The sequence below is a fragment of the Streptomyces sp. NBC_01481 genome (assembly GCF_026339995.1).
Taxonomy (GTDB): domain Bacteria; phylum Actinomycetota; class Actinomycetes; order Streptomycetales; family Streptomycetaceae; genus Streptomyces.
The window spans coordinates 324,782-345,751 of sequence record NZ_JAPEPT010000005.1; the positions used below are offsets into that span (position 1 = coordinate 324,782).

Below are 20,970 nucleotides of genomic sequence, written 5' to 3' on the forward strand. Positions count from 1 at the left end.
GCGCCGCCCGGCGGGCGGGAGCTACTCCGCGTCGTCCCGCGGCCCCGCCGCCGGCGGGCGGCCCCGTCGCGGGAGTGGCCCGACGCCGCCCGGCAGGCGGCCCGCGTCCGACAGGGCGCGGCGCAGCACGAACTCGATCTGCGCGTTCGCGCTGCGCAGCTCGTCCGAGGCCCACCGCGCCAGCGCCTCGTACACCGCCGGGTCGAGCCGCAGCAGCACCTGCTTGCGTTCGGGCGGCGGCGTCACTGGTAGAGCGTGCCCGTATTGAGGACCGGCTGGGGCGCACGGTCACCGCACAGCACCACCATCAGATTCGACACCATCGCCGCCTTCCGTTCCGCGTCGAGTTCCACGATGTCCCGCTCCTGGAGCCTGGCCAGCGCCGCCTCGACCATGCCGACCGCGCCGTCCACGATCTGCCGCCGTGCCGCGACCACCGCGCCCGCCTGCTGGCGCTGCAGCATCGCGGACGCGATCTCCGGCGCGTACGCGAGGTGCGTGAAGCGGGACTCGATGATGTGGACGCCCGCCGCCTCCACGCGCGCGTGCAGCTCGATGGCCAGCTTCTCCGTGATCTCTTCCGCGTTGCCGCGCAGCGACAGGCCGTCCTCGTCGTGCGCGTCGTAGGGGTACTCGATGGCGATGTGCCGTACGGCCGCCTCGGTCTGCGTCGAGACGAACTCCAGGAAGTCGTCGACCTCGAACAGCGCCTGCGCGGTGTCCTCGACCTTCCACACCACGACCGCGGCGAGTTCGATCGGGTTGCCGTACGCGTCGTTGACCTTCAGGACGGCGGTCTCGTGGTTCCGCACCCGCGTCGAGATCTTGGTCCGCGAGGTGAGCGGGTTGACCCAGCGCAGTCCGTCCGTACGGATCGTGCCCCGGTAGCGCCCGAAGAGCTGGACCACCCGCGCCTCGCCCGGCGCGACCGTGTTCAGTCCGCACATCGCGAAGAACGCGGCGAGCGCGATCACGATCCCGAGGACTATCAGGGCCGCCTTCGTGCCGGCCGCGTCGGCGGAGGCGCCTATCACGATGAGTGCCACTCCGCCGCCGAGGCCGAGCAGCCCCAGCAGCAGGGCGAGTCCCCCGCCGATGCTGTGCGCCGGAATTTCACGAACCTGTGGCGTCGGCATCTGCGGCAGGTCGTCCACGGTCGAAGTGCTGGTGGCAGGCATGTTCGCTCCCCGTTTGTGACGTCGGCGACCTCCGTCGACGCCTTAGCATAGTGATATCACTTTAACAGGCATCGCAACCCTGCGCACCTCTCATGAGTCGGTTCCATGAGACGGGGTGCTGATTCTCACGTCCGGAAAAGACCGGATCGGTTGCCCTTTGTCTGTACGAGCGGTGTTAGCTTTCTGAGCTGATTCCGGGCCGGTTCCGGCCACGAGACCACAGAAAACGACGACTGGAGCAACGAAGCGATGGGCCGAGCGGAAGAGCGGCAGGCCCGGCAGCGCGGCGCGCGCCGGGCGAAGAAAGCCAAGCCCACCGGCATACGGCGCTTCTTCACCTGGAGGAAGCTGCTGGGCACCTTCTTCGGCCTCTGCCTGCTGGTGATGGGCGCGTTCTTCGTGATCTATCTGATGGTTCCCGTGCCCTCGGCCAACGCCCAGGCCGAGATGCAGAGCAACGTCTACAAGTTCAGCAACGGCAAGATCCTCACCCGCACCGGCAAGATCAACCGCGAGATCGTCGAGCTCGACAAGATCCCCAAGGACGTTCAGGACGCTTTCGTCGCGGCCGAGAACAAGAGCTTCTACAACGACTCCGGAGTCGACTTCAAGGGCACCGCACGCGGCCTGATGAACACCCTCACGGGCAAGGGCAAGCAGGGTGGCTCGACCATCACCCAGCAGTACGTCAAGAACTACTACCTGAACCAGGATCAGACGGTCACCCGCAAGCTCAAGGAACTGGTCATCTCCCTCAAGGTGGACCAGAAGAAGGGCAAGAAGGAGATCCTGGCCGGGTACATCAACACCAGCTACTACGGCCGCAACGCGTACGGAATCCAGGCCGCGGCCCAGGCGTACTACCGCAAGGACGCCAAGGACCTGAACGTCGCCGAGGGCGCCTATCTCGCGGCTCTCCTCCAGGCTCCCAGCCAGTACGACTGGGCCGTCGCCTCGGACACCGGCAAGAACCTGGTCAAAGAGCGCTGGAACTACGTACTCGACAACATGGTCGAGGAGGACTGGCTCGACTCCGGCAAGCGCACGGGCCTGAAGTTCCCCGTGCCCAAGGTCCCCAGAGCCGCCCCCGGCATGGGGGGCCAGCTCGGCTACCTCGTCGATGCGGCCAACGCCGAGCTGGAGCGGCGGGGCATCAGCGAGGAGGAGATCAAGGCCGGCGGCTGGACGATCACCCTCAACATCGACGAGAAGCGCCAGAAGGCCCTGGTCAAGGCGGTCGACAAGCAGCTCGAAACCAGGCTCGAACGCGAGAAGGACGAGCGTGACGCGACCGTCCAGGCGGGCGCGACCTCGGTCGACCCGAAGACCGGTCATGTCGTCGCGCTCTACGGCGGCAAAGGCGCCACCGAGCACTGGCTGTCCAACGCCACCCGCCGCGACTACCAGCCCGCATCGACCTTCAAGCCCGTCGTCCTCGCCTCCGCCCTGGAGAACGGTGCCGAGACCCAGGACGGCCTGAAGATCGGCCTCAACACCAAGTACGACGGCACGAGCAAGCGGCCCGTCGAGGGCAGTGACGTCCCCTTCGCCCCGGAGAACGAGGACGACCGGGACTACGGCATGGTCAGCGTCCAGCGGGCGACGAACAGCTCGATCAACTCCGTATTCGCGCAGATGATCGTGGACGTCACCCCGGCCAAGGCGAAGAAGACCGCGCTCGCCATGGGCATGAAGGAAGGCAAGGGCTGGCCGGAGCAGCCGGCGATGTCGCTCGGCACGATGGGCGCATCCACCTGGGACATGGCCGGGGTGTACGCGACCTTCGACAACCATGGCAAGAAGGTGGCGCCGGCCATTGTGAAGTCCGCCGAGCATCAGGTCCGCGACGGCACTCTGGACAAGCCGGAAGGCCACGGCGACCAGGCCATCAGCCGCGAGGCGGCGGACACCACGACCGCAGCCATGACGGGCGTCGTGAAGTCCGGCTCGGGCACCAACGCGGCCGGCGACTACCAGGCGGCGGGCAAGACCGGTACCTCGGAGAACAACCGCTCGGCCTGGTTCGTGGGCTACACCCCCGAACTGGTCACCGCTGTCGCCCTGTTCGGCGAGGACCCCAAGGGCGGGCAGGTCACGCTGACCGACACCGTCAACGAGGGCCGCGCCAACGGTGGCGGTGTCCCGGCGAAGATCTGGCAGCAGTACACGACGGGCGCGCTCGACGACGAGGCCGCTGCCGCCGAGTTCGACCTGGAGGTCGAGGAGGGCGCGACGGCGGACCCGGACCCGACGCCGACCGACACCCCGTCCCAGACGCCTTCGCAGACTCCGTCCAAGGGGCCGACCAAGACTCCGACGAAGAAGCCGACCAAGACACCGACGGAAAAGCCCACCAAGACACCGACGGACGAGCCGACCCAGACACCGACGGACACGCCGACCATCATTACGCCCACCGATCCCGGTGACGGCGACTCCGGCGGGCCGAACGCCAATCCCGTCATCAGGCCGTAGCTGTTGGCGCCCGACAGTGCCCGCGGATCGTCCGATCCGCGGGCACTGTCATGTGCGGTGCGGGCTCAGCCGCCGTTCACCTTGCTGGCGATACGGTCGCCCAGCTCCTTGTCGATGGTGCGCCAGTACTGCAGCGCCCGGTCCACAACCGGCCTGGAGACGCCGGCGAGCAGATGCCCGCTGACGTTCGACACCAGCCGGTCACGGGCCGCGTCGTCGAGCACCTGGCGGACCATGGTGCCCGGCTGGCCCCAGTCGTCGTCCTCGCGGTGCAGCGTGTACGCCTCGCGCACCATCTCGCCGGCCTTCGTCGCCCAGCCGGCCGGCTCGCCGAAGTTCCCCACGTCGGCCGTCGGGCCGCCGTAGGAGTTCGGGGCGTACGGCCGCGCGGTGTTCGCGGCGTCGTACCGCATGGGGCCGTCCTTGGCGTACGAATTCACCTGCGAGCGTGCCCTGTTGGGCGGCAGCTGGTTGTAGTTCGGGCCGATGCGGTACCGGTGGGTGTCCGGGTACGAGAAGAGACGGCCGAGCAGCATCTTGTCCGGCGACGGGCCGATGCCGGGCACCAGGTTCGAGGGCTCGAAGGCGGCCTGCTCGATATGGACGAAATAGTTCTCCGGGTTCTTGTTGAGCGTCATCCGGCCGACCTCGATCAGGGGGTAGTCGCCGTGCGGCCACACCTTGGTCAGGTCGAAGGGGTTGAAGCGGTAGTCCGGGGCATCCTCGAAGGGCATGACCTGGACGTTCATGGTCCAGCTCGGGGCGTTGCCGGACGCGATCGCGTCGTACAGATCGCGGCGGTGGACGTCCCCGTCACGGCCGGCCAGATCGTCGGCCTCCGCCTGGGTGAGGAAGTCGACGCCCTGGTCGGTCTTCACGTGGTACTTCACCCAGAACTTCTCGCCGCCGCCGTTGACCCACAGATAGGTGTGCGAGCTGTAGCCGTTCATGTGGCGGTAGTTCTTGGGGATGCCGCGGTCACCCATCAGCCACGTCACCATGTGCGCGGACTCGGGGGACAGCGTCCAGAAGTCCCACTGCATGTCGTTGTCGCGCAGCCCGCTGTCCGGGCGGCGTTTCTGCGAGCGGATGAAGTCCTGGAACTTCTGCGGGTCGCGTACGAAGAAGATCGGCGTGTTGTTGCCGACCAGATCGTAATTGCCGTGCTCCGTGTAGAACTTGAGGGCGAAGCCGCGGGGGTCGCGCCAGGTGTCCGGGGAGCCCTGCTCACCCGCGACCGTCGAGAATCGGGCCAGCATCTCGGTGCGCCTGCCCGGCTGGAACAGGTCGGCCTTGGTGAACTGGCTCACGTCATTGGTTACTTCGAAGATCCCGTACGCTCCCGCGCCCTTGGCGTGGACCACCCGCTCGGGGACCCGTTCCCGGTTGAACTGGGCCATCTTCTCGATGAGGTAGTGGTCCTGGAGCAGGATCGGGCCGTCGGCGGTGATGGTGAGCGAGTGCTCGTCGCTCTCCACCGGGATGCCGGAGTTGCTCGTCGTGTACGGAGTCTTGGGGGTTGTCTCGGTCACGAGCGTCCTCCCATCCATAAAAGGGACTGTGGTCGCTTCGGCCGTGTGCTCCAGTCAACTCCGCAGCTGCGACGGGGGCAACCTTGGACAGGGTCCAGAAATTGGCTACGTACGGGTAGGCAGCTCGAACCAGACGACCTTGCCGGTCGACAGGCGGGTGGCCCCCCACCGTCTGGCCAGCCGGTTCACCAGAAACAGTCCGCGACCGCCCTCGTCGGTGTCGCGTGCCCGCCGCTGTCTGGGCAGCTGCGGGGAGTCGTCGCCGACCTCGCAGCGCAGTACGTCCGTACGCAACAGCCGCAGCGTCACCGGTCGCTCCGCATACCGCACGGCATTGGTCACCACCTCGCTGACCAGCAGCTCCACCGAATCGCTCAGCTCCTCCAGGCCCCAGCGGGCCAGCGCCCTGCGGGCGAGGCGGCGGGCGCGGCCCGGGGCGGCGTCCTCCGGCTCCAGGAACCAGTACGCGACATCACTTGGCGCGATCCCGTCGAAGCGGGCCGCGAGCAGCGCGATGTCGTCGTCGCGGTCACCCGGGCCGAGCATGTCGAGCACGTCGTCGCACAGGGCCTCCAGCGGCGGCGAGTGGTCGGGCCCGGTCAGCTGGGCGGTGGCGGCAAGACGCTCCCGCAGCTGCTCGATCCCCGTCCACACGTCGCGCAGCCGGGACTCGACCAGACCGTCGGTGTACAGCAGCAGGGTCGCGCCGGCCGGGGCGTCCAGCTCCACGGCCTCGAAGTCCACCCCGCCCACGCCGATGGGCGCTCCCGGCGGTACGCGCAGCACCTCGGCCCGCCCGCCCAGGTGCAGCAGGATGGGCGGCGGGTGGCCGGCGTTGGCAATGGTGATGCGGTGTGCGACGGGGTCGTAGACGGCGTACAGGCAGGTCGCCATCCGGTCGGTGCCCAGCCGCTGGGCCTGCTCGTCGAGGTGGTGCAGAACCTCCTGCGGCGGCAGGTCGAGCCCGGCGAGGGTCTGTGCGGTGGTCCGCAGCTGGCCCATGATCGCGGCCGAGGTCATGGAGTGGCCCATGACATCGCCGACGACCAGCGCCACCCGGCTGCCGGGCAGCGGGATCGCGTCGTACCAGTCGCCGCCGACGCGGGCCGTCTCTGCGGCCGGCAGATAGCGCGAGGCGAGCCGGACACCGGTCGGCTGGGGCAGCGAGTCCGGCAGCATCGTGCGCTGCAGCTCGTCGGCGATGTACGCCTCCCGTCCGTACAGCACCGCCTTGTCGATGCCGAGTGCGGTGTGGGTCGCCAACTGGGCCGCGACCAGAAGGTCGTTGGGCTCGAAGGCGGGCCGGTCGGGACGGCGCAGGAAGACGGCGGCGCCGATCACCCGGCGCCTGCCGCGGAGCGGGGCCAGTATCGCGCGATGACCGCTGGGCACCGTACGGCCGTCGCCCAGCAGCTCGGGCAGCGCGGCCCGGGCCGCCGCGGAGTCGCCGAAGACCGGCCGCACCCCGCGCAGCACCTCGGAGAGCGCACCGCCGGACCGCACCTCGCACAGCTCTGCGGTCGGCGAGAGGTCGGTCTGCGGGTCCAGGACCGGGATCGGCACAGCGGCACCGAGATCGGCGTCCTCACCGGCTAAACGCAGCCTGTCGGTACGGCGCAGGCGCAGCACGAACGGCGAAACGGGCCGCTCGTCGCCCACCGGCAGCGGGTCGCGGAGATAGACGAGGATCGCGTCGGAGAAGGTCGGCACGGTCGCCCTGCACAGCCCGAGGACGATCTCGTCCAGATCTATCCCGCGTGCGATGCGGCGCGTCGCCGCCCCCACGAAACGCAGCCGGTCGCCTTCGCGGCGTGCCGTCCCCGCCAGGTCCTGCGGGGGACCGGCGGGCGAGGGCACGGCCGATGGGCCGGGCGCCTCCGACCGCGGCCGGGTGCGTTCGTGCGGCCGGGCAGCCAGGGGCTGCCGGCCTTCGTGGGAGGTGGGCTGCTCCGTCACTCGTGGGGTTCCGTCCGTCCGGGCCGGTTGTGCGATGCGATCACCTCGTGGGGCGGTGCTGTGCTACCTCGGGGGATAACCCCCGAGCCCCCGGGCGAAACAACCGCTCTGCGGGCGGCGTCGACAAGATGGCGGGCATCCGGCACAGCTCCACCCCCTCGGCACTGCCTCGTGATGACTTACGGTCAGGTCGTGTGCTGCGCTCAACGGTTGCCGAAACGGCGCAGCCTTGCGGACGACGATCCTACGTTTGCCCCCAGGGGGCGCATCAAGAGTCTCACGAGGTCGCATGTGCCGGGGGGTGTTCCCGTACCGGAACCAGCCACTTCACATGCGCACATTGACGTCGCGCGCCGGAAGCGGCGGTCAGTTGTCCGCCGGGAGGGGGGTCAGCTCGCCCAGATTCACGGGGAGCCTGCTCTCGGCGAGGCAGCCCATCTCCTGCGCCAGTTTCACCGCGACGGGATGGATGACGCGGACGAGCCGCTCGGGAGCCCGGTCCTCCCTGCCGAGGGGCGCCAACCAGAGGCTCATCAGATCGATCGCGAGGACGACGCCGCCCTTTTTGCCGTCCCCGGTTGGGCAGGCGAAGAAGGCGAAGGCCGATGCCGCGGAGGCGTTTGCGTACGGGACGTAACCGGGCTTACCGGTCCTTGGGGCGAGGTCGAATCCGAGCCGTCGGTTGCTGCTCCCGGGCTTGCTGCTCCCGCGCTTGTCGTCGCCGGGCTTCAGCCGCTCCCAGGCGACGGAGATGTTGAAGTTACCATCCTTGAACTGATCATCGGTCCTGGCTAGGCACAGATACCTGCGCTTGCCCCCGGGCGCCGACGCCCCCGCCGTCCTCAGCTGCCGCGCCGCTGCGGAAGGCGTCAACTCAGCCATGTTGGACTGCTCGACGTCGACAAATTGCTCGGCGCCCCTGAGCTCGACGAGTGCCTTGCCGCCAGTACCGCTGAGGAGCCCACCGCAGACCTTCGAAGGCGGCAGCGCCTGGGGCGAAGGGGAAGGCGTCGCTCGCTCCGTCTCCGAGCCGGAGCAGCCGCCCAGCGTCAGCGAGAGAGCCAACAGGGCCGAGGTGTGGACGCCTCGGTGCCTGCGGATTGCTGCTGTCATTCGGACTTCCTCACCCCGGCGTCGGCAGTTGGCCGAGCTTCTCTTCGTTGCCGCTACCCGCGCCGTAGCCGACGTCTTGTGCACGCATCAGAGTCTCCTGCAGAACGCGGTAGTCCTTATCAGGCCAGTCGGACGAGGCGTCGGCGCGCTCCAGCAGGGAGTAGGCAGGCTGCCAGGATGCCTCGTAGCCCCGCTCGAACACTCCCTTCGCCTCGCCGTGGTACTTGCCGGCGTTGTCCCGGTGCTGCGACTCCGCGTACTTGTCCAGGTTGGCCTCAATCAGGCCGCCGGTGATCCCCTCGGCACCGTCGGCCACGATCGGGATGACTGTCGCTGCGGCGCCGGCCCCGGGGGTGGGCACGAGCGAGAACATCCCACCGGTGGCCAGCCCCGCGATCATCTTGTCCCGTTCGATGCGCGCGTCGATGGCCTTGTTGTACTTCTCGTCGGCCGCCGCACCGTCCGCCTTGATCTCCTCGGCACGTGAGGTGTCGAGGATCCCCTGCACCTCTGCCCCGGTCCTGAGCGCGGTTTCCGTGTCGACGGAGTCCAGAACCCCGTCTTTCATTGTCGGCGGGTACTTCTCAATCATCGACGTCGTATACGCCTGCTCGGCCGTGCCCAGGTCCGCGTAGGCGTCGGGGTCCTGTCCGAGCGTGCTCAGGAACGGCGTCAGCGCATCCCGGTCGAAGTGCGCTCGTTCATCGAGGTTGGCGCGCCCTCCGTTGTCGAGCGCGTACAGCGATTTGTCGGCGCCCCCGTTGAGCCCCCAGTTGATGTCGTCGATGTACGCCGCCCCGATCCGCCCGAGACTGTCGCCTATCCCCTCCTGCTTCGCCAGCAGCTCCGCCCCGCTCAGCCCCGTCTGCTTGTCGCCCTTGTACTCGGGGTCCTGTCCGTAGCGCTCCACGACCTTCTCGGCGACCGCCGCCGTGTCGGCGTCGCGGTGCAGCTGCGGAGGGTGGGCGTCGTAGGCCGCTCCCTTCGTCGCCGATTCCAGTGCGTGGCCCAGCGAGTCGTAGCCCGCGATCCCGTTCGCCTTCTGGGTGGCGTGGTCCTCCGGCCATGCGCGGCCCTCGGTGAGGTAGTCGAAGTTGCTGTCCGAGCCGAGGAACTCGGTGGATGCTTCGGCGTTGTGGCCGAGGGCCTCCATGAAGCCCGTCATCGGGTCCCGGCCGCCGTCGTTGTCGGCGCCGAAGTGCAGGTGCTCATAGCCGCCCGAGCGGTCCCACGGCAGGACGTCCTCGCGGCTCACTCTGCGCTGCAGGCCGCCGTATTCGTCCTTCGTGTTCTCCTTCTCGTAGGCAATGAGCTCCCGGCCGTAGTCGGTCAGGAAGTCCTGCTCGTACGTGCCGTGGCGCATCAGGTTGCTCATGACCTGGAAGCCGTACACGGGGTGCTGACCCGGGGTGCCGACGTCCTTGCCGCCGGCCGCGATCATTTCCTTCTTCCAGGTGTCCATGCCCTTGCTGTCCGACTGGGTCGCCGTTGCGAACGTGTTCCCCAGTTCGGTCTCCAGCGCGCCCAGAAGCTTCATTCGCTCCTTCTGCTCGTCCGACAAGCCCTGGCGGGAACGCGGGTGCACATAGAACTGGCTGTCGTTCGCGAGCGCGGCATACAGGTTCATCCCCTTTTCCGCGCCGACCTTTGTCGCGAACGTCTCCGCGAACAGTGGATCGTTCTTTCCGTTCTTCAGGTAGGTGTTCAGCCGGGCCAGCTCGGTGTTCGTCGCATCCGAGCCCTTGGCGTAGATGGCGGCCGCGTCCTTCGCGTCCTTCATCGCCTCGGCCGCCTGGTCCCGGTCCCCGTACGGCTTCCCCTTGGCGAAACCCTCGTCCGTCTGGTCGACGAGCGCGATCAGAACGTCGGCCGCGGTGTCGTCGCTCTCGCTCGCCGCCTTCAGGATGCGCTCGACCTCCGAGCAGAGCTTCTCCGCGTCTTCGGGCGTGTGCTCGGGCACCGTGGTGCCCCTGGCCGCGCGGTCGGGATGGATGTTCATCGTGACCGTGAAGCCGCTGTCGGTGGACGTCACTGTGAGGTTCTTCTTCAGGCCGCGCTCGATGGCCTCGTTGAGCTGCTTCTGATGGCCGACCAACTCATCGCGGGTGTCCCGAAGCACGTTGCGGATGGAGGTTGCCTGCGTGACGGCGTCGGCGAACTCCAGCGCCGTCTTGCCGATGAACTCGCGGGTGACTGTGGCGTTGTAGCCGGACCAGTCGGCCTTCTCGGCCCGCCCCCGGAGCTGCTTGTCGGCATCGCTCTTGAGGCTCTCGAGCTTGGCGATCATCCGGTCCAGTGCGTGACGGCCTCACCGAGTTTGGCGAAGCTGCCGAAGCGCAGCGCGTCGAGTCTCATCGTCGCCGGTCCCTGTCGTCGAAGCCGTCGTCCAGCTTGGCGATGCTGCTGATGGCGCTCAGGACGCGCTCGTCATCGTTGCGATGGGCCTTCTGCGAGTACTCGAGGTGGTTCGAGATGTGCGCGCACGCGTCCAGGACGCTGCGAGACTGGGAGCCCCACTTCTCGACCACATGTGCCAGCGCGGCGCCTATGGAGAAGTCCTCCCGCATGGAACCGGCCGCCGACGCACTGGCGGCGTCGGCGTGCTTGGCGTCCTTCTCCAGTCGGCCGAAGAGTTTGAACGCCTCGTCCCCGATGGCCGCGAGCGACTTCTGGTTGACCTGGAGAGTGGCGTCCTGTTGACCGGTGCCGGGCCCGCCTCTGCCGCCGCTGCCGTCGTCGAGCTGGTTGAGCTGCATCTGTGCGGTGCCCTGCTCGGCCGCCCTGGCCTTCAGCTGCTCCCACTCGTCCCATGCCACAGCAGAACCCCCGTCGGCTGGATGATCAAAAAGCTAGCAACGCAGTGTTTCAGGCAGGTTTCCTCTTTCTCATCCCGACGGGCGTGTTGTGAGGCCTCCGGAGGCGAGCCTGGCCGGGGTCCGGTCCCAGTCCGCGGGCAGCTCGGGAACCCGCCAGGAAGGATCGGGCCGCCAGTGCTCCCAGCCGTCCGGGAACGGCGCTCCCCAGGCCCTGATGACCTCCACGGCCGCCTCGCCCGCCTCCCGCACCCGCGCCGCCTTCTCCGCGTCCATCAGGCCGACGAGCTGGGCCTGGCCGAACTCGTCCTCGTCGTGCCAGCGCCAGCTGCGGTCCGGGTGGACCGAGATGTCCAGGAAGTGGTCCTCGGAGTCGACACCGCCCGCCCAACGCGTGCGTCGCTCTTCGAGGTTGACGTACCAGTTGCGAAAGCGCCAGCCGCGGTCCCAGAAGAGCCACACCGACCACGGCTCCCCGGGCCGCGCCAGCTTCAGCACGCCCGCGCCGGACCAGCGGGCGCGGGTGACGGTGCGCGGAGCGGTGTAGCGGGTGGCGAGGGGCTCCTGGTGGACCGGCGTGCCGTCGGCGAGCACCGGCTTCACGCACTCCGTGCCGGGCGCCATCCACACGGCCAGCAGCTCCTCGGTGTCCTCCACGACGGTCACGGGGCGGCAGATGTGGACGGCGGCGCCCGACAGGTCCGGGGCATGGCCGCGATAGCGCCAGAGGATGTGGTCCCCGGGCGTCCAGCGTGCGATGCGTTCAATGCCTGTCATGAGCAGATCCTAGGAGGACGGCCGGGGTTCTGCTGCGACCCAGGTCACGGCTGTCATGTCACGGATACGTCATACGCAGCACGTCGAGGGCCTCGTCGAGCTGCTCGACGGTCAGCGCTCCACGCTCCACATAGCCGGACTCCAGGACGACCTCGCGGATCGTCTTGCGTTCGGCCAGTGACTTCTTGGCGACCTTGGCCGCCTCCTCGTATCCGATGTACTTGTTGAGCGGGGTGACGACCGACGGCGAGGACTCGGCGTACTCCTTGGCCCGCTCGACATTGGCCGTGATGCCGTCGACGGTACGGTCCGCCAGCAGCCGGGAAGCGTTGGCAAGCAGCCTGACCGACTCCAGCAGATTCTTGGCGATCACCGGGAGCATCACGTTCAGCTCGAAGTTCCCGGCGGCGCCGGCGGTGGCGACGGTCGTGTCATTGCCCGTGACCTGGGCCGCGACCATCAGCACGGCCTCGGGGATCACCGGGTTGACCTTGCCGGGCATGATCGACGACCCGGGCTGCAGGTCGGGGAGGTTGATCTCGGCCAGTCCGGTGCGCGGGCCGCTCGCCATCCAGCGCAGATCGTTGGAGATCTTGGTGAGCGAGACGGCGACGGTACGCAGCTGGCCCGAGGTCTCGACGAGCGCGTCACGCGCGCCCTGCGCCTCGAAGTGGTTGCGGGCCTCGGTCAGCGGCAGCCCGGTGGCGCGGGCGACCTCGGCGATGACCTCGGCCGAGAAGCCGGGCGGGGTGTTGATCCCGGTGCCCACCGCCGTACCGCCCAGGGGGAGTTCGGCGAGGCGGGGCAGCGCGGACTCGAGCCGTTCCACGCCGTAGCGGATCTGCGCGGCGTAGCCGCCGAACTCCTGGCCCAGCGTGACCGGAGTGGCGTCCATCAGATGCGTACGGCCCGACTTGACGACGTCCGAGAACTCGGCGGACTTGCGCTCCAGGGAGGCCGCCAGATGATCCAGCGCCGGGATGAGATCCCGCGTCACGGCCGCCGTCGCGGCGATGTGGATGGAGGAGGGGAAGACGTCGTTGGACGACTGGGAGGCGTTCACGTGGTCGTTGGGGTGGACCTCGCGGCCGAGACGCTCGGTGGCGAGCGTCGCGATGACCTCGTTGGCGTTCATGTTCGAGGACGTGCCGGATCCGGTCTGGAAGACGTCCACCGGGAAGTGCTCGTCCCAGCGGCCGTCCGCGACCTCGGCGGCGGCGTCGGCGACGGCGCCCGCGATGTCCTTGTCGAGCACGCCCAGTTCGGCGTTGACCAGGGCGGCGGCCGCCTTGATCCGGGCCAGGGCCTCGATATGGGCCCGCTCCAGGCGCTGGCCGGAGACGGGGAAGTTCTCCACGGCCCGCTGGGTCTGGGCCCGCCACTTGGCGTGCGCGGGGACCCGCACCTCACCCATGGAGTCGTGCTCGATCCGGTACTGGTTCGCGTCAGGCATCTCTCTCGTACCTCCCGAAAAGATGAGCACTTGTCTTGTTCCGCCTATTCCCATCTGCGCTACCGGCCAGTAAATACCCCAGTCAACGACAAACCGGGGAGGCGCAATGAGGCGCACGAGACGAAGACTTCGCTGTATGGTCGCGGCCGCGGCCGCACTGGCGGCCGGACTTGGCGGAATGACCACCACCGCCCAGGCCGCTGCCGACGAGACGCGCGTGGCCTCGTCCTTACCGCTCCCGCCCGAGCTCGAGTCCATCCGCGCGGCCGAGGCCGTCAAGCTCTACGGCAGCCCCGCCGAACGCCCGCCCGCCGAGCGCAAGACCGGCCTGATCTCGCTCGGCGACAGCGAGATCTCCGGCGAGGGCGTCGGCACGTACGAACCCGGCACCAACGGCCCCGACAACTGGTGCCACCGTTCCCCCGACGCGGCCATCCACCGTACGGGCATCGCGGCGGACGTCACGTACAACGTCTCCTGCTCCGGTGCGTACACGGGCAACATCAGGATCGGCGGCTCGAAGCAGTACGCCGACGAACTGGTCCAGAGTGACAACCTCGCGATCAAGGCGCGCAACACCCGCATCAAGATGGTGCTGTTGGTGGCCGGGGCCAACGACGACCTGCAGTTCGGCCCCGTGATGACCGACTGCGTCACGCGCTATGTGCTGATCCAGGGCCCCTGCGAGCCGAAGTACGCCCCCGGCTGGCAGGCCCGGGTCGACGGCCTCGTCCCCAAGGTCGAGCAGACGGTGCGCGACCTGCGCACCGTGATGCACGACGCCGGCTACGCCGACGGCGATTACAAACTGGTCGTCATGGGCTACCCGAGCCCCATCGGCCCGGACTTCCGCGACAACCCCGGCTTCCCCGGCAAGCTGATCTGTGGCGGCATGGGCTACGACTCCGACACCGTCTGGGGCCGCAACACGGCCGTCCCCGCCTTCGAACGCGGCATGCGCAGGGTGGCGCAGTCCACCGGGGCGGTCTACCTGGACAACTCCCGGCTCTTCCACGGCCATGAGGTGTGCATGGAGGACACCTGGGCGCGCGGACTGTACATCGACCTGTCCAACCCCTTCCCGCCGGACTCCAATTCGGTCCGTCAGTCCTTCCACCCCAATGTGCGCGGGCACGCGGCCTTCGCGTCCTGCCTGACCCAGCTCTACAACTCGGGTCTGCGCGAGGCGAGTTGCGCGGACGCCGCATCCAGCGGAAAGCCCGCGCTGTACGCGGGGGCGTGGGACGACGCGTACAGGCCCCTGAGGAACGAGGCGACGGGCTCGTGCGTGGACGTCGCGGGTGCGGTGAGCCGCAACGGGACCGGCGTCGCGGGCTGGGACTGCCACGGCGGGCGCAACCAGGGGTGGTGGTACGACGAGGCGCGCAGGTCGCTGCACACGGAGCTGACGCAGGACCGGTGCCTGGACGTGCCGGGCGGCAGCTATACGGCCGGTACGGCGGCGATCGTGTGGAACTGCCACGGCGGCGCGAACCAGCAGTTCGTCCGCACGGGCGGGACGGTCCGTCCGGCGTCGGCGACGGGCCTGTGCCTGACGGTGGCGGCGGCGTGGGATGCGGTGCGGTTGCAGCCGTGCACGGGCGGCCCGAACCAGCGCTTCGGCTAACCGGGGTCGCTGCCCCCGGACCCCCGCGCCTCAATCGCCCCCAGACTTCGTCCGGGGGGACCCCGCGGGGCTGAATTTCGTGTCCGGGACCACGCCTCAAACGCCGGCGGGCTGGATGTGCGGCAGGGCCGCACATTTCAGCCCGTCCGGCGTTTGAGGACATGCGGCCGAAGGTCGCATTCGGGGGTCCGGGGGCGGAGCCCCCCAGTTCGCGCCGCGAAGCGGGCGCAGGGGTCTGGGGGCTTGCCCCCAGTTCGGGAAAGGGCGGGGTAGGGGACGAGGCCCGCCGCAGGCGTTACCGCAGCCCCGGACCCCGTACCGGGATCGACGTGAACGTCGGCGCCGGCGCGGGCTCAGTGAAGAAGTCGTTCCCCTTGTCGTCCACCACGATGAACGCCGGGAAGTCCTCCACCTCGATCCTCCACACCGCCTCCATACCCAGCTCCTCGTACTCCACGACCTCGACCTTTTTGATGCAGTCCTGCGCCAGCCGCGCCGCGGGCCCGCCGATCGAGCCGAGGTAGAAGCCGCCGTGCGCCCCGCACGCGTCCGTGACCTGCTGCGAGCGGTTGCCCTTGGCGAGCATGACCTTCGAGCCGCCCGCCGCCTGGAACTGCTCGACGTAGGAGTCCATACGACCCGCCGTCGTCGGCCCGAAGGAGCCGGACGCGTAGCCCTCGGGCGTCTTCGCGGGACCGGCGTAGTAGACGGGGTGGTCCTTCAGGTACTGCGGCATCTCCTCGCCCGCGTCGAGGCGTTCCTTGATCTTGGCGTGCGCGATGTCGCGCGCCACGACCAGCGGGCCGGTCAGCGAGAGCCGGGTCTTGACCGGGTACTTGGTGAGCTCGGCGAGCACCTCGTCCATCGGCCGGTTGAGGTCGATCTTCACGACGTCCCCCGCCTCGTCGAGGTGCTCGTCCGTCGTGTCGGGGAGGAAGCGCGCCGGGTCGGTCTCCAGCTGCTCCAGGAACACGCCCTCCGCGGTGATCTTCGCGGTGGCCTGGCGGTCGGCCGAACAGGAGACGGCGATCGCGACGGGCAGCGAGGCACCGTGCCGCGGCAGCCGGACCACGCGCACGTCGTGACAGAAGTACTTGCCGCCGAACTGCGCGCCGATGCCGATCTTCTGGGTGAGCTCGAAGACCTTCTCCTCCAGCTCCTTGTCGCGGAAGCCGTGGCCGGTGGGGGAGCCCTCGGCGGGCAGCTCGTCGAGGTAGTGCGCGGAGGCGTACTTCGCGGTCTTCAGGGCGAACTCGGCGCTCGTACCGCCGACGACGACGGCCAGGTGGTACGGCGGGCACGCGGCGGTGCCGAGCGAGCGGATCTTCTCCTCCAGGAACTTCATCATGGAGGCCTCGTTCAGGACCGCCTTGGTCTCCTGGTAGAGGAAGGACTTGTTGGCGGAACCGCCACCCTTTGCCATGAAGAGGAACTTGTACGCGCCGCCGTCGGTGGCGTACAGCTCGATCTGGGCGGGGAGGTTGGAGCCGGTGTTCTTCTCCTCCCACATGGTGAGCGGAGCCATCTGCGAGTAGCGCAGGTTGAGCTTGGTGTACGCGTCGTAGATGCCGTGGGAGAGGGCTCCCTCGTCGCCGCCCTGCGTCAGGACGTTCTGCCCGCGCTTGCCCATCACGATCGCCGTGCCGGTGTCCTGGCACATCGGGAGCACGCCCGCGGCGGCGATGTTGGCGTTCTTGAGCAGGTCGAGCGCGACGAACTTGTCGTTGGAGGAGGCCTCCGGGTCGTCGACGATGCGGCGCAGCTGCGCGAGGTGGGCGGGCCGCAGGTAGTGCGAGATGTCGTGCATGGCCTCGGCGGCGAGCTTGCGCAGCGCCTCAGGCTCGACCTTGAGGAACGTACGGCCGTCGGCCTCGAAGGTGGAGACTCCCTCGGCGGTCACGAGCCGGTACGGCGTGGCGTCCTCTCCCAGCGGGAGCAGATCGGAGTACGCAAACTCTGGCATTACGGCCATTCCTCACTCGGCAGACAGCGACGCGGCCTCCATTGGCAGCGCGCCCTCCAGCGTAGAACGCGGTTCGCTGCCGCGGTCTGTGAGGTAAGGCTCACCCGGGGCCCTGCCGCGCCCTCCGAACCGCAACGGGCCTGTCCGTGGTCCGGGCCGGAGCCCCGGTGGCAGTCGGAGCGCCCGACCCCGGACAGGCCTGAGGGGATGTCTTTCGGATCTTGCCGGGCTCGCGTGCCCTGGCACGCACTCCCCCGTAGCCCTTCGGGCACGGGAGGTGCCCCCATGCCGCGTTGCGTCAGTCGCCGACGCTCCGCGTCGGCTCCCTCCTCCGCCTCGCAGCTGCACGCACCAGACCCCGCTCCCTGATCCGGCCTGATCCAAAAGACATCCCCTAGTCGCGATCTATCGCGTTTCGCTACGCTGAATCCGTGGACCTCGACAAGCACTCCCAGAAGCCCGTCGCCCCCGCCGATCCCGGCGACGCCATCCGTGCCTCCGATGCCGACCGCGACCGGATCGCGGACATCCTCAGGGATGCCCTGGCCGAGGGCCGGCTGGACGCCGAGGAGCACTCCGAGCGGATCGACGCCGTCTACCGCGCCAAGACTCTCGGCGAACTGGAGCCGCTCGTCCGGGACTTGCCCGCGACCCGTAAGCGCCCCGATTCGCCCGCGTACGCCTACGGGCCCGACGAGCCCGCCGGACCGGCCGAGAATCTGGTCGCCGTCTTCTCCAGCTCCACCCGCAAGGGCCGCTGGCGCGTCGGCCGCCGGACCAACGCCTTCTCGCTCTTCGGCAGTATCGAAATCGATCTCACCGAGGCGCTGTTCGGGCAGCGGCTGACCGTGATCAACGCGACCGCCATTTTCGGCAATGTCGAGATCCGCGTCCCCGAGAACATCTCGCTGCGCGGCAGCGGCACCGGATTCTTCGGCAACTTCGACGTCCTCACCCTGGAGGCCGCCGACCCCGAGGCCCCGGTCGTCGTCGTCAACGGGTATTCGGTTTTCGGCAATGTCGAAGCCAAGCCCAAGCGGGGCCGGTTCATCGCCGATCTCCATGACCGCCTGCGCAAACACCTCGGCTGACGGCTCCGCCCCGGAGCGCTTTTTGGCCGCGAGCGCCCGTCCCGCAATTCCGTACCCCGGACCTCAGTGCCACTCAGTGAATAGGAGTGCGCACAGCGGGTAGGGAGTGCTGCATCGTCTCTCGCTCGCGAAGCCGTCGTCAGGAGTAGACCGTGCTGCAACTGCCGCATCAGTCCTTGCAGGTGGCCGCCCTTCCGCCCCAGCGGATTCCCGCTCGGGAAGATCAGGCCGGACCCTGGCACGCGGAGGCGGTGTGCCGCCGGGACGAGGCCGGACTGTTCTTCGCCCCGTCGAAGGAGCCGACGGCCGCGCGGCTGTCGCGCGAGGAGGCTGCGAAGCGGGTCTGCGCCCGCTGTCCGGTGATGGTCGAGTGCCGGGAGCACGCGCTGCTCCAGCCCGAGCCGTACGGAGTGTGGGGCGGGCTGACGGCCGCCGAGCGCCGTGTGGTGCTGGCCCGGCGCAGGCGGCGCGAGGCCGAGGTCAAGAAGCCCGCGTCGGCGGCCTGATCCGGGCGACACCGCCGGAGACGCGCACCTACGGGAAGGGGCGCCCCACCGCACATGGGGCGCCCCTTCCCGCTGCCGCGCGTACTACTTCGCGCGGTCGAAGTCGATCGCGCTGTACGCGCGCAGCTTGGACAGCCGGTGCGTCGAGTCGATCTGCCGGATCGTGCCGGACTTGGAGCGCATCACGAGCGAGGACGTCGTGGCGGTCTCCGCGCGGTAGTGCACGCCGCGCAGCAACTCGCCGTCCGTGATGCCGGTGGCGACGAAGAACACGTTCTCGCCGCTGACCAGGTCGTTCGTGTGCAGCACCCGGTCCAGGTCATGACCGGCGTCGAGCGCGCGCTGCCGCTCGGCGTCGTCCTTGGGCCAGAGCTTGCCCTGGATCGTGCCGCCGAGACACTTTATGGCGCAGGCGGAGATGATGCCCTCGGGCGTACCGCCGATGCCCATCAGCATGTCGACGCCCGTGCCTTCGCGTACGGCCATGACCGAGCCCGCGACATCGCCGTCCGAGATGAACTTGATGCGCGCGCCGGTCTCGCGGATCTCCTTGACGATGCCCTCGTGGCGGGGGCGGTCCAGGATGACGACGGTGACGTCCTCGGGCGAGGAGTTCTTGGCCTTGGCGACCCGGCGGATGTTGACCGAGACGGGGGCGTTGATGTCGACGAAGTCGGCGGCCTCGGGGCCGGTGACCAGCTTGTCCATGTAGAAGACCGCGGACGGGTCGAACATGGTGCCGCGGTCGGCGGCGGCCAGGACGGCGATGGCGTTCGGCATGCCCTTGGCGTTGAGCGTGGTGCCGTCGATCGGGTCAACGGCGATGTCGACCTCGGCGCCGGTCCCGTCGCCGACCCGCTCGCCGTTGTACAGCATCGGGGCTTCGTCCTTCTCGCCCTCGCCGATGACGACGACGCCGTTCATCGAAACGGTGGCGACAAGGGTCCGCATCGCACGGACTGCCGCGCCGTCCGCGCCGTTCTTGTCGCCGCGGCCGACCCACCGGCCCGCGGCCATGGCGGCGGCCTCGGTGACCCGGACGAGCTCAAGGGCGAGGTTGCGGTCGGGGGCCTCGGGGGAGACCTCGAGCTGGGACGGGAGAGAATGCTCGGTCATCGGAGCGCACCTTTCTGTACGACGACGGCCGGAAAAGAGGGTGATGCGACTCTATCTGTACGTCGACAAATTGAGCAGAGGGGGCCACGTTTGAGCACGCACCCTTGATGCGACGATGGGGGCGTGGCAGGTATGCGAGGCAGACAGACGGTGCGCGACATGGTGCTGTCGATGGCGGTGATCGGCGCCGTCGTCGCAGTGATCTATGTATTCATTCCGCACGACGAGAAGGCGGACCCGGTCAAGGCGGTCGACTACCGCGTCGAGCTGCTGACGGCACGGCGCGCGGCGCCGTATCCGGTGGCGGCCCCGGAGGGCCTGGCCAAGGAGTGGAAGCCGACCTCGGTCTCGTACAAGGGGGCCGACGGCAATGCCTGGCACCTCGGCTTCCTGGACCCGGACGGCCAGTACGTCGCCGTGGAGCAGTCCACTGCCCCCGCCGGGAAGTACATCCCGCAGGTCAGCCAGCAGGCCACCAAGACGGGCCGCACCCAGCAGATCGCGGGCGTGACGTGGCAGCGCTGGGAGGGCCCGAAGTACGACGCGCTGGTGCGCGAGGACAAGGGCTCGACGACGGTGGTGACGGGCACGGCGTCCTACGAGCAGCTGGCACACTTCGCCGCCGCGCTGGAGTCCAAGAAGACCTGACGACATACGGCAAAGGCCGCCGCACCCGGAACCGGGTGCCGCGGCCCTTTCGTGCGGCGGCTCAGACGGTGGTGACGACCTCGTCGTACGCCAGGCGCGGCGAGCGCGGGTGCGAGGCGTCCTCCCCCGGCCTGCCGATGTTGACGATCATCAGCGGGGTGTGGTCACCGTCCAGGAACTCCTTCTGGACGCCCGCGAAGTCGAAGCCGGTCATCGGGCCTGCGGCCAGACCCGCAGCGCGGACGCCGACGATGAAGTACGCGGCCTGCAGTGCGGCGTTGAAGCCGGCGGCCTGCTCGCGGACCGGGCGCTCCGCGTAGAACATGTCCTTGGCCTGCGGGAAGTGCGGGAACAGGGCCGGAAGCTCCTCGTGGAACTCGTTGTCGGCGGCCAGGATCGCGACCAGCGGGGCGGACGCGGTCTTCGCCCGGTTGCCCTCGGCCATGTGCTGCACCAGACGCTCGCGGGCCTCCTCGGAGCGGACGAGGACGACGCGCAGCGGGCTCTGGTTGAACGCGGTCGGGCCGTACTTCACGAGGTCGTAGATCGCCTGGACCTGCTCCTCGGTCACCGGCTCGTCGGTGAACGTGTTGGCGGTGCGGGCATCGCGGAACAGGAGGTCCTGGGCGGCGAAGTCAAGGGCGAGCGTCATGGGGGTGAGCCTTCCGGGGCGTGCAGATGTTTACGGCGGGTGTAACCGCGCCCCAGTAGATTAAATTTCA

17 protein-coding genes are annotated in these 20,970 nt (G+C 68.9%); 5 read left to right on the forward strand and 12 right to left on the reverse strand.

Annotated features, from left to right (window positions below; all coding sequences use genetic code 11):
• Positions 1–21: 21 nt before the first annotated feature.
• Both OOK40_RS27590 and OOK40_RS27595 read right to left on the reverse strand, forming a co-directional pair.
• Entirely contained in the window at positions 22–246 is a 225-nt protein-coding gene (locus OOK40_RS27590) for a hypothetical protein (protein ID WP_266487020.1), read from the reverse strand.
• Positions 243–1,178 (reverse strand): SPFH domain-containing protein, encoded by a 936-nt coding sequence (locus OOK40_RS27595; RefSeq protein WP_266487021.1) that lies wholly within the window; start codon positions 1,176–1,178, stop codon positions 243–245. Before OOK40_RS27595 ends, OOK40_RS27590 begins: the two co-directional genes overlap by 4 nt.
• Positions 1,179–1,427: 249 nt before the next feature.
• Here OOK40_RS27595 and OOK40_RS27600 point away from each other — a divergent pair, with 249 nt between their 5' ends.
• Complete coding sequence (locus OOK40_RS27600) at positions 1,428–3,653, forward strand: transglycosylase domain-containing protein (protein ID WP_266487022.1); 2,226 nt, start codon at positions 1,428–1,430, stop codon at positions 3,651–3,653.
• A gap of 65 nt (positions 3,654–3,718) precedes the next feature.
• Here the strand turns inward: OOK40_RS27600 and OOK40_RS27605 are convergent, their stop codons facing one another.
• The 7 genes from OOK40_RS27605 to OOK40_RS27635 form a co-directional block, all read right to left on the reverse strand.
• Complete coding sequence (locus OOK40_RS27605) at positions 3,719–5,185, reverse strand: catalase (RefSeq protein WP_323136123.1); 1,467 nt, start codon at positions 5,183–5,185, stop codon at positions 3,719–3,721.
• Between the two features lie 105 nt (positions 5,186–5,290).
• The gene (locus OOK40_RS27610) at positions 5,291–7,141 is read right to left on the reverse strand and encodes a SpoIIE family protein phosphatase (RefSeq protein WP_266487026.1); all 1,851 of its coding nucleotides are present in this window, start codon (positions 7,139–7,141) and stop codon (positions 5,291–5,293) included.
• A 366-nt stretch (positions 7,142–7,507) separates the two neighbouring features.
• A complete protein-coding gene (locus OOK40_RS27615; protein WP_266487027.1) occupies positions 7,508–8,254 on the reverse strand; it encodes a hypothetical protein in 747 nt (248 codons plus the stop codon).
• Positions 8,255–8,264: 10 nt separating this feature from the next.
• Positions 8,265–10,541: a DUF6571 family protein gene (locus OOK40_RS27620; protein ID WP_266487028.1), complete on the reverse strand. Its 2,277-nt coding sequence runs from the start codon at positions 10,539–10,541 to the stop codon at positions 8,265–8,267.
• Positions 10,542–10,605: 64 nt separating this feature from the next.
• A complete protein-coding gene (locus tag OOK40_RS27625) occupies positions 10,606–11,070 on the reverse strand; it encodes a hypothetical protein (protein ID WP_266487030.1) in 465 nt (154 codons plus the stop codon).
• Between the two features lie 69 nt (positions 11,071–11,139).
• Positions 11,140–11,844: a DUF402 domain-containing protein gene (locus OOK40_RS27630; protein ID WP_266487032.1), complete on the reverse strand. Its 705-nt coding sequence runs from the start codon at positions 11,842–11,844 to the stop codon at positions 11,140–11,142.
• Between the two features lie 58 nt (positions 11,845–11,902).
• On the reverse strand, positions 11,903–13,297 hold the full coding sequence (locus tag OOK40_RS27635; RefSeq protein ID WP_266487034.1) for an aspartate ammonia-lyase: 1,395 nt from the start codon (positions 13,295–13,297) through the stop codon (positions 11,903–11,905).
• A gap of 106 nt (positions 13,298–13,403) precedes the next feature.
• Here OOK40_RS27635 and OOK40_RS27640 point away from each other — a divergent pair, with 106 nt between their 5' ends.
• Positions 13,404–14,924 (forward strand): ricin-type beta-trefoil lectin domain protein, encoded by a 1,521-nt coding sequence (locus OOK40_RS27640; protein WP_266487036.1) that lies wholly within the window; start codon positions 13,404–13,406, stop codon positions 14,922–14,924.
• A gap of 295 nt (positions 14,925–15,219) precedes the next feature.
• On the opposite strand, the gene OOK40_RS27645 is transcribed toward OOK40_RS27640, so the two are convergent.
• Positions 15,220–16,896, reverse strand: a complete 1,677-nt coding sequence (locus tag OOK40_RS27645; protein ID WP_266487037.1) for a fumarate hydratase — start codon at positions 16,894–16,896, stop codon at positions 15,220–15,222.
• A gap of 422 nt (positions 16,897–17,318) precedes the next feature.
• On the opposite strand from OOK40_RS27645, the gene OOK40_RS27650 reads away from it, so the two are divergent.
• Positions 17,319–17,978 (forward strand): DUF1707 domain-containing protein, encoded by a 660-nt coding sequence (locus tag OOK40_RS27650; protein WP_266487038.1) that lies wholly within the window; start codon positions 17,319–17,321, stop codon positions 17,976–17,978.
• Between the two features lie 152 nt (positions 17,979–18,130).
• The gene (locus tag OOK40_RS27655; RefSeq protein ID WP_266487039.1) at positions 18,131–18,484 is read left to right on the forward strand and encodes a WhiB family transcriptional regulator; all 354 of its coding nucleotides are present in this window, start codon (positions 18,131–18,133) and stop codon (positions 18,482–18,484) included.
• An 84-nt stretch (positions 18,485–18,568) separates the two neighbouring features.
• Here the strand turns inward: OOK40_RS27655 and glpX are convergent, their stop codons facing one another.
• Entirely contained in the window at positions 18,569–19,600 is a 1,032-nt protein-coding gene (gene glpX / locus OOK40_RS27660; protein ID WP_266487041.1) for a class II fructose-bisphosphatase, read from the reverse strand.
• Between the two features lie 123 nt (positions 19,601–19,723).
• Between glpX and OOK40_RS27665 the strand changes: the two genes are divergently transcribed.
• Positions 19,724–20,248 carry a DUF4245 domain-containing protein gene (locus tag OOK40_RS27665; protein ID WP_266487042.1) on the forward strand — a complete coding sequence of 175 codons (525 nt, stop codon included), beginning with the start codon at positions 19,724–19,726 and terminating at the stop codon, positions 20,246–20,248.
• A gap of 61 nt (positions 20,249–20,309) precedes the next feature.
• Here the strand turns inward: OOK40_RS27665 and OOK40_RS27670 are convergent, their stop codons facing one another.
• Positions 20,310–20,900: a malonic semialdehyde reductase gene (locus tag OOK40_RS27670; protein ID WP_266487043.1), complete on the reverse strand. Its 591-nt coding sequence runs from the start codon at positions 20,898–20,900 to the stop codon at positions 20,310–20,312.
• Positions 20,901–20,970 lie beyond the last annotated feature (70 nt).

What these genes read in the sequence shown, in the direction of transcription:
- OOK40_RS27595 (WP_266487021.1), bottom strand. Translation starts at nt 1,178, where the DNA reads ATGCCTGCCACCAGCACTTCGACCGTGGACGACCTGCCGCAGATGCCG.
- OOK40_RS27600 (WP_266487022.1), top strand. Translation starts at nt 1,428, where the DNA reads ATGGGCCGAGCGGAAGAGCGGCAGGCCCGGCAGCGCGGCGCGCGCCGG.
- OOK40_RS27615 (WP_266487027.1), bottom strand. Translation starts at nt 8,254, where the DNA reads ATGACAGCAGCAATCCGCAGGCACCGAGGCGTCCACACCTCGGCCCTG.
- OOK40_RS27620 (WP_266487028.1), bottom strand. Translation starts at nt 10,541, where the DNA reads ATGATCGCCAAGCTCGAGAGCCTCAAGAGCGATGCCGACAAGCAGCTC.
- OOK40_RS27630 (WP_266487032.1), bottom strand. Translation starts at nt 11,844, where the DNA reads ATGACAGGCATTGAACGCATCGCACGCTGGACGCCCGGGGACCACATC.
- OOK40_RS27635 (WP_266487034.1), bottom strand. Translation starts at nt 13,297, where the DNA reads ATGCCTGACGCGAACCAGTACCGGATCGAGCACGACTCCATGGGTGAG.
- OOK40_RS27640 (WP_266487036.1), top strand. Translation starts at nt 13,404, where the DNA reads ATGAGGCGCACGAGACGAAGACTTCGCTGTATGGTCGCGGCCGCGGCC.
- OOK40_RS27645 (WP_266487037.1), bottom strand. Translation starts at nt 16,896, where the DNA reads ATGGCCGTAATGCCAGAGTTTGCGTACTCCGATCTGCTCCCGCTGGGA.
- glpX (WP_266487041.1), bottom strand. Translation starts at nt 19,600, where the DNA reads ATGACCGAGCATTCTCTCCCGTCCCAGCTCGAGGTCTCCCCCGAGGCC.
- OOK40_RS27670 (WP_266487043.1), bottom strand. Translation starts at nt 20,900, where the DNA reads ATGACGCTCGCCCTTGACTTCGCCGCCCAGGACCTCCTGTTCCGCGAT.